The following is a 6,600-nucleotide window of genomic DNA, read 5'->3' as shown; positions in this document are numbered from 1 at the left end:
AATTTTTTCAGTACTGTCGCAAAAAAATATTGAGCTTGATCAGTATTTGCTATTCTCATTTGTTGCGGTGTTGGTTGTACTCCTACCTGGTCTGTTATCGATCCCTTTAACGAAGCGTTTAGGTGTTTCTTGGAGAACTTTTCTTCCTCCAATGATGTTTCGAAACTCTGGAAACTTAGGGTTGCCGATACTGTTACTTGCATTTGGCGAACAGGCTATCGCAGCAGCTGTGATTTTATTTTTGATTGAAAATACACTGCATTTTTCTTTGGGAATGCGGATGTTAAGAACAGAATCATCTTTATTATCGTTACTGAAAATCCCGATCTTGCAAGCAACGCTCGTGGGTGTTGTGGTCGCTTATTTAGATTTTTCTGTGCCGCAACCAGTAGCTATTGGCGTTGAAATGCTAGGTCAGATATCCATCCCGCTAATGCTGTTATCGCTAGGTGCGCGAATGGCCCAAACGCAACTTTCTGATATCCGTCTCGGGCTCGTTTCAGCAATCTGGGCACCACTTTCTGGCTTATTGAGTTTGGCATTGGTGCTCGCAATGGTTTTGCCTTTCACAGGTTTATCGAAAGATCTCATTGCGATGCTTGTGATCTTTGCCGCTTTGCCTCCAGCAGTACTGAATTTTTTGATCGCAGAGCAGTTGAATCAAGAGCCTGATCGTGTTGCATCTATCGTGTTGTTAGGAAATCTATCGGCGCTTATTACTCTCCCGATCGTGTTCACTTTTGTCCTTTAATGAATCTAATTACGCTTTTTAGCGTGACGGTTTTAACCACATGCCTTGTTTTGGTTTTACAGTGGAGCCATCAGATTGTATGAATCGGAAGGGCACAGATTTCATCGTACCTTGGTCGTTGTATTGAATCACAAAGTGTAAATGTGGGCCGGTCGAAAAACCTGAGTTACCAGAGCGACCAAGCAAATCGCCAGCTTTGACTTTATCTCCTACTGCGACATCTATCTTGCCCATTAATAAGTGGCCGTAAATGGCATAGGTGCCATCTTCATGAAGTACTTGCACGTAATTAGCTTTGTCTAGAAAAAAGCCGCTATTGGTCCCTGCGTAGGAATAGTTGTTTTTAATGCTGATTACGATGCCATCGCGCGCAGCGCTAATTGGTGTTGCAATGGGCATGGCGATATCCACAGCATGTATTTGAGGTTCCTGTGCATGGCTGAAGCGCCCGTTGAAACCTTGAGAAACCTCTAAAAGGCGGTGGCCTTTGAACGGAACAAGGTAAGTTGCAGTGGCGTCTGGTCTTGTATGTGGATCTCCGAGTATGCACCAGAATTCTATCTCGTTTGTACGCATGTGAGTGCGATCAGTTTGCAAGATAACTGTGTTTGAGAATGCTTGAACAAGGTAAGTGTTAGGTTCTTCCTCGGGTAATTGAACTTCGCAATGAACTGAGGTGAGTAGCTTGTTCTCGATACGAAACTCCGCCTTGTCCCCGGTGATAGTTTTGCTTAATGAAACCTCTGGAGGAGAATCTTTTTTCGTCTTTCTTATGTTGATGGATTGAGCGTTTTTGGCCTCAGGCTTTTTATCTGTAAAAAGCCAGTTTCCATTCGCGTCCTGGTATTTGTATATCTTTGCAACAACATGTTGCGAAACGAGGATAAAGGAAAGAGCAAGAGCGCTAATTATTATTTGCACGTTCTTTGAATCTCTGCGCGTAAGTCTTTTTCGCGTTGTTTCCGTTCTTGTTCTGTTACTTTCACGAATTCACCGTGTTCATCATAAAAAACGACGGGACCTTGAATGTCGGCTAGACGCTTCGCAGCTTCTTCACAATACTTCTTTTTGGCGGCTTGAATTTCGGCATTTTGTTTTTCTAAGAGAATTTTTTGCTCTGCGGCTTGGATTTTTTCAGCACGCCATTGTTCTTTGGCATTCTTAACCATTTCAGGATTGCTGAGATCTGTTGAGATATTAAGAGGCTGGATGTCATCACTGATATTTGTAGCTGATGTTCCAGTTGGAGGTCGATCTCCAAAGTGCGTTTTACCTTCATCATCGACCCACTTATAGACTTGTCCGTGCGCGAAATTAGTCAACATGATGCTAAAAGTGCAGGCTATGAGGTATAGGTTTTTGTTGCGTCGATTTGGCATTTAAAGTCCTTTTAAAGCGTTCTTCCTTAATGAATGAAATATGCTACGTGGCGCAAAAACTTCTAACAAGTCCGATTTCATCAATTATTTGTGATGGGCTAGAAGTATCGTCATTCCTAAATTAGTGTTTACTTCAATCAAGTTACGCATTGACTCGTAAAAAAATAAAAATACGGGGGAGGAAATATGGCTCAGTTCGATATTGCGATCAATCATGGGATCTTGTTTGATGGCTCAAAATCTCATTCAAAGATAAAACATGTCGGGATCAAGGATGGTGTCGTGGCACAGTTGAGTGATCAGCCGATTACGTCAGCAGATAGTGTCATCGATGCTTCAGGAAAATGGGTGACCCCCGGATTTATCGATACACATACACACTATGATGCAGAGTTGATTGCGTCGCCGGGCTTGAAAGAATCTGTTCGCCATGGCGTCACGACGGTCACTATAGGCAATTGTTCCATTAGCATGACGTCATTAGATGCTGAGGATTGCTCTGATCTATTTACGCGTGTTGAGTCTGTTCCCAGAGAACATGTTCTTCCCTTGTTGAAGGAAAAGAAAACTTGGACCAACGTAAGTGAGTACGTTGAATTTCTAGAACAGCATCCTCTAGGGCCAAACATTAGTAGCTTTATTGGTCATTCTGAAATTAGGGCTGCTGTCTTAGGTTTGGGGCGTGCAGTAGATCGCAACGCAGATATTTCAGAGCATGAATATCAAAAGATGGAATCCATGCTGGATGACGCCTTGAAACACGGTTTGCTAGGTATGTCAGCCATGACGACGTCTTGGGACAAGTTAGATGGAGATCGTTATCGTAGCGCTTCACTGCCTTCGACCTATGCTAAGTGGAAAGAATTTCGTCGTCTAAATGCTGTGCTACGTAAGTATGATGCGATTCATCAAGGCGCACCCAACATCGTCACAAAGGTAAATATGTTCCTTTTCTTCTGGGAAAGTATGGGGCTATTTTTCAGAAAGCCACTCAAGACAACCTTGATTTCTTTGATGGATTTGAAAGCCAATCCAATGCTTGTATCGGTTGTTGCGCCAATTACACGTTTGATCAATAAGCTAGGTAAAGCTGATTTTCGTTGGCAATCTTTACCCAACCCGTTTGAGGTATATGCCGATGGCATCGACTTAGTTATTTTTGAAGAGTTTGGTGCAGGTGAGGCAGCCTTGCATTTAAGAGATGAAGTTGAGCGTAATATCTTAATGAAAGATGAAGGGTATCGACGAAGATTCCGAAAAGAATATGACAAAAAATGGGGGCCTCGTGTTTGGCAGCGAGACTTCAATGACGCAACGATTGTTGAGTGCCCAGATCAGAGCTTAAAAGGTATGAGTTTCGGGCAGGTCGCAAAGCAGCGTTCTCTGCATCCTGTTGATGTGTTTCTTGATTTGGTTGTCGAATATGGAACGCAGTTGCGCTGGCATACCGTGATCGCAAACTATAGGCATTCAAAGTTAGAGAAGTTAGTAAGCGAAAAAAGCCTGTTAATTAGTTTTGCAGATTCTGGGGCGCATATTCGTAATATGGCCTATTACAACTTCCCTCTGCGTTTGTTGAAGCTTGTGCGCGATGCAGGGAAAGAGGGGCGCCATATTATGACTATGGAGGAAGCTATTTGGCGTGTAACTGGTGAACTAGCAGATTGGTTCAATATCGATGCGGGCTATATTCGAGAAGGCAGTCGTGCTGATATCGTTGTACTTGACCCAGAAGGACTGGACCAAGAGCTAGATTTATACCATGAAGCGCCTATTGAAGAGTTTGGCAATATAGATCGCATGGTTAACCGTAATCCAGGCTTGGTAGATGCTGTGCTTATTAACGGAAATATAGCGTTTGAGAACGAAGAAATTGTCGAGAGCCTCGGTAAAGAGCGAGCCTTCGGTCAGTTCTTAAGAGCGGCTTCAGGTACTCAGGTGTAAATATGTTTGTTGAAGTTGGCAATGCTCCGATTTATGTCGATGTGGTAGGTGAGGGAGAGCCTGCTTTATTTTTGCATGGAGTTCCCGATTCAGCGGAACTATGGCGGCCTCTTCTAAAAGAGGTGTCGTCTGACTATCGATGTTATTTAACGGATCTTCCCGGTTTTTATCGCTCTGAAATTCCTCAGGATTATCGTTTCGAGTTGAAAGCGTATGGGCAGTATGTAAATCAGCTTGTTGAGACCTTGGAAATTCCTACGCCATTCACGCTTGTCGCACATGACTGGGGCGGGATTTTTGCCTTGTCTTTCGCGTGTCAGTTTCCCGAGAAAGTGAAACGTGTTGTTGGTGGATCTTTCCCTTTTAGTCATCTGTATAAGTGGCACCCTTGGGCGAGAGTTTGGCAAACGCCAATACTCGGAGAGTTATCCATGCTACTGGCGAACAAGCACGTTTTTCGATGGGAAATGAAGCGCGGAGGAGCGTTGCTAACGACAGAGCAGATAGATCACACTTACTCCCATAAACTGTCACAATGGAAGACTAGATCGACCATTTTGAAATTGTATCGCTCTGCCGATCCACGCAAGTTTTTGGTGTTTCAAAATGACCTTGAGCGCTTATCTGCTCGATGCAATATTGAGGCTGTTTGGGGGCAGAAAGATAAATATGTTCCGAGTTACATGGCAGATATGATGCACGCGCATACGAAAAACATATTGCCGGAAGCGGGGCACTGGGTGCCTTTGGAGGCACCCGAAGAGCTAGCGGCAGTATTGCGTTAAAATTTGGAGCACTCTGCCGTTGAGTTTATTAATTTAAGCATTAAAGCTCAGCGTTGTGGTAGACGTTTTGTACGTCATCTAAGTCGTTAAGCATATCTAAGAACTTCTCAAACATTTCAACATCATCACCGCTTACTGGTGTGGTCGTTTGAGGTACAAATTGAATTTCATCAACGTCGAATTCAATTTCGCCTAGTGCGTCAATGAGCGCTTGTTTTGCTTTGAAAGACTCTGTGTGTGGTGCAAATACGGTAATTTTCCCGTCTTCTGCCTCGACGTCAGTTACGTCCACATCTGCTTCCATGAGGGCTTCTAATACTGCATCTTCATCGTCTCCAGAAAACACAAGAATGGCGCTATGGTCAAACATATGGTTAACGGCGCCTTGTGTACCAATTTTCGCTTTCGTTTTGGTGAAGCATTGGCGAACATCGCCAAAGGTGCGATTTGGATTGTCAGTTAAGCATTCAACAATGACCATGCAATTGCCTGGACCAAATCCTTCGTAGCGTGCTGGAGAGTAGTCTTCACCACCACCGCCTTTTGCTTTGTCGATAGCTTTATCAATAACATGCGTTGGAACCTGATCTTTCTTTGCGCGATCAATTAAGCTACGAAGCGCAAGATTTCCATCGGGGTCGATGCCGCCCGCTTTTGCGACAACATAAATCTCACGACCATATTTACTGTAAACCTTTGTTTTGGCTGCAGCAGTTTTCGCCATTGACTCTTTGCGGTTTTGAAAGGCTCTACCCATTACCAGATTCCTTAACGTTGATCTAAAAGCGGGCTTATTCTACAGCGATTTGAACCGAAACTAAATTTCTCGTCCACAAATTCGCAAACTTCATTCTAAGTGTCGAAATAATTTACATCTTTGATTTCCTGGTCTTTTCCACTTTTTCTTTAATGCATGAAAAACATCACAAAAATATTAGTTGGCCTCAATCATGCTTGTTTATAGCTATTGTTCTTTATAGTGTGTAGTAATAAGGGAAAAATAATGAAAACGTTAAAAAAGGCATTCGCTGCTGCTGCGTTCTTAGTTGCTTCAACGGCTAACGCGACATTGATCGATTTTACGAACGATGATCATTGGGCGAGTAATGGAGAAAAAACTGCCTCTCACACATATGATAGCGGTCTCGAAGTTACAATCACTTCGCATCCTGGTGCATTTACAAATAAAACCGAAGGCAAAGCATGTTCGACTGCTTTGACTGGGTTGATGTGCCAAACTGACGGCTTAGGTGTTCGTGATGACGAAATTTCCTTTGGGAACGAGTATATCAAAGTTGAATTCAGCCAGTCAGTTGATGTTGATTGGATTGCATTTTTAGACTTATTTATCGAAGGACCTAACCTGAATACACCAGAGCTTGCCAAAGTTCGAGTTAACGGTGATGAAAATTCTGTGTTTGGCTTTGAGGGTGATCAAACTCGAAATACAGTTGGTTGGTTCCAAACAAGCGGCGATAACTTTTTCAGCGGTGTAACCATGTTGGAGTTTTTTGCAGATGCAAATTCAGGCGATGAAATCAGTCCGGGCAATACCGATTTCGCACTAGCAGCGATCAATGTCACTGAAGTTTCTGAGCCAGGTACATTGGCCTTAATGGGGCTAGGTGTGCTGGCCTTAGTTGGTGCTCGTAAGCGTATACGCTCGTAATAGCGAATGATTGAAAAAAACCGGCTTAATGCCGGTTTTTTTGTGCATGTTGTTTTTGATGCTTGTGTATCG

General features: G+C 43.4%; 7 protein-coding genes. 4 read left to right on the top strand and 3 right to left on the bottom strand.

What is annotated here, in order from left to right:
* The coding region (locus tag A3738_RS20660) for an AEC family transporter (RefSeq protein ID WP_068763817.1) at positions 1 to 751 on the top strand (751 nt) is incomplete at its 5' end.
* Between the two features lie 18 nt (positions 752 to 769).
* Here A3738_RS20660 and A3738_RS20655 read toward each other — a convergent pair.
* Positions 770 to 1,672: a M23 family metallopeptidase gene (locus A3738_RS20655; protein WP_068476596.1), complete on the bottom strand. Its 903-nt coding sequence runs from the start codon at positions 1,670 to 1,672 to the stop codon at positions 770 to 772.
* The gene (locus tag A3738_RS20650) at positions 1,663 to 2,130 is read right to left on the bottom strand and encodes a DUF4124 domain-containing protein (protein WP_068476593.1); all 468 of its coding nucleotides are present in this window, start codon (positions 2,128 to 2,130) and stop codon (positions 1,663 to 1,665) included. The genes A3738_RS20655 and A3738_RS20650 overlap by 10 nt, the downstream gene beginning before the upstream one ends.
* Positions 2,131 to 2,316: 186 nt before the next feature.
* Here A3738_RS20650 and A3738_RS20645 point away from each other — a divergent pair, with 186 nt between their 5' ends.
* Together A3738_RS20645 and A3738_RS20640 are read left to right on the top strand one after the other, a co-directional pair.
* Positions 2,317 to 4,074 (top strand): amidohydrolase family protein, encoded by a 1,758-nt coding sequence (locus A3738_RS20645; protein WP_068476591.1) that lies wholly within the window; start codon positions 2,317 to 2,319, stop codon positions 4,072 to 4,074.
* 2 nt (positions 4,075 to 4,076) lie between these two features.
* A complete protein-coding gene (locus A3738_RS20640) occupies positions 4,077 to 4,859 on the top strand; it encodes an alpha/beta fold hydrolase (RefSeq protein ID WP_068476589.1) in 783 nt (260 codons plus the stop codon).
* 40 nt (positions 4,860 to 4,899) lie between these two features.
* Here the strand turns inward: A3738_RS20640 and A3738_RS20635 are convergent, their stop codons facing one another.
* A complete protein-coding gene (locus tag A3738_RS20635) occupies positions 4,900 to 5,616 on the bottom strand; it encodes a YebC/PmpR family DNA-binding transcriptional regulator (RefSeq protein ID WP_068476587.1) in 717 nt (238 codons plus the stop codon).
* A gap of 246 nt (positions 5,617 to 5,862) precedes the next feature.
* Between A3738_RS20635 and A3738_RS20630 the strand changes: the two genes are divergently transcribed.
* Entirely contained in the window at positions 5,863 to 6,528 is a 666-nt protein-coding gene (locus A3738_RS20630; protein ID WP_068476586.1) for a PEP-CTERM sorting domain-containing protein, read from the top strand.
* Positions 6,529 to 6,600: the final 72 nt, after the last annotated feature.

The organism is Oleiphilus sp. HI0066 (genome assembly GCF_001635725.1).
The sequence above is the reverse complement of the archived record's forward strand: the minus strand, read 5'-3'. Positions and strand labels throughout refer to the sequence as shown.

Coding starts and splice junctions, on each gene's coding strand:
- A3738_RS20650 (WP_068476593.1), bottom strand. CDS start 2,130: ATGCCAAATCGACGCAACAAAAACCTATACCTCATAGCCTGCACTTTT.
- A3738_RS20645 (WP_068476591.1), top strand. CDS start 2,317: ATGGCTCAGTTCGATATTGCGATCAATCATGGGATCTTGTTTGATGGC.
- A3738_RS20640 (WP_068476589.1), top strand. CDS start 4,077: ATGTTTGTTGAAGTTGGCAATGCTCCGATTTATGTCGATGTGGTAGGT.
- A3738_RS20635 (WP_068476587.1), bottom strand. CDS start 5,616: ATGGGTAGAGCCTTTCAAAACCGCAAAGAGTCAATGGCGAAAACTGCT.
- A3738_RS20630 (WP_068476586.1), top strand. CDS start 5,863: ATGAAAACGTTAAAAAAGGCATTCGCTGCTGCTGCGTTCTTAGTTGCT.